This is a genomic window from Mesorhizobium sp. B1-1-5, from assembly GCF_006443065.1.
Classification (GTDB): Bacteria; Pseudomonadota; Alphaproteobacteria; order Rhizobiales; family Rhizobiaceae; genus Mesorhizobium.
The window spans coordinates 1-1,263 of record NZ_VFWS01000469.1; the positions used below are offsets into that span (position 1 = coordinate 1).

Here is a 1,263-nt window from a genome sequence, read left to right on the forward strand (position 1 = left end):
GATCTGCGACCGGCTGCTGGTCATTTGCCAAGGGAAGGTTTCCCCGCCGCTGGAGCGCAAGACGACCGATCGCGAGGAGATCGGACTTCTGATGACGGGCCGCGGCATGACCGACGGCGCATTGGCGAACGGAGGTGGCAACAATGCGCTTCAGGATTGAACAAAGGCCGGAGCCCTCCTCGCTGATGCGCGTCGCCGCGCCCGCACTGGCGACCCTGTTGACCGTCATCGTCGGATCGATTTTCTTCGCCTCCCTCGGACATGATCCGCTGGCGACCCTCCATGCCTTCTTCATCGAGCCGCTCTCTTCCATGAACGGCCTGTCCGAATGGCTGCTCAAGGCCTCGCCGCTGATCCTCATCGCTTGCGGGCTGGCGGTCGGCTTCCGCGCCAATGTCTGGAATATCGGCGCCGAGGGCCAGTTCACCATGGGGGCAATCACGGCCAGCGGCGTGGGGCTTTTCTGGCCGAACCCCGAAAGCGTGCTGCTGTTGCCGCTGATGTTCATCGCCGGCATGGGCGCCGGCATGGCCTGGGCGGCAATCCCCGCCTTTCTGCGCGCCCGCATGAACACCAACGAGATCCTGGTCACGCTGATGATGACCTATATCGCGACGCTGTTCCTGTCCTATCTCGTGCACGGACCGTGGCGCGATCCGGCCGGCTTCAACTATCCGCAGACGGCACTTCTGCCGACGGCGGCCCTGTTCGAATCCTTTGACCCCGCCTATCGCCTCAACCCGTCGATCTTCATCACGGTCGTCGCCGTGCTCCTGATGTGGCTGTTCACCGACCGCAGCTTCCTCGGCTACAAGATGTCGGTGAGCGGGGCTGCACCGCTTGCCGCCCGTTATGCCGGCTTTCGCGAATCGGCTGCGGTCTGGATCGGACTGCTGGCGGGAGGTGCCGCGGCCGGCATCGCCGGCATGGCGGAAGCCGCCGGGCCGCTCGGGCAGCTCTCGCCTCAGATTTCGCCAGGCTACGGCTTCGCGGCCATCATCGTTGCCTTCGTCGGACGGCTGAACGCCTTCGGTATCGTGCTTGGCGGGCTGTTGATGTCGCTGCTTTTCCTCGGCGGCGAAGGTGTGCAGATGACGCTCGGCCTGCCTTCGGCCCTGACGCGGATCTTCCAGGGCATCCTGCTGTTCTTCCTGCTCGCCGCCGACTTCTTCATCTTCTATCGCGTTCGACTGGTGCGACCCGTCCGGGACACGCATGCGCTGGAGACGGCACGATGAGCGGATTTCGGATCGTGCGGGAGAC

Annotated in this window: 1 protein-coding gene; it reads left to right on the forward strand. The window is 64.6% G+C overall.

Features of this window, described 5'->3' with window-relative positions; translation table 11 throughout:
• Positions 1–143: 143 nt before the first annotated feature.
• Positions 144–1,238, forward strand: coding sequence for an ABC transporter permease (locus FJ980_RS32455; RefSeq protein ID WP_140547542.1), 1,095 nt, complete (start codon positions 144–146; stop codon positions 1,236–1,238).
• Positions 1,239–1,263 lie beyond the last annotated feature (25 nt).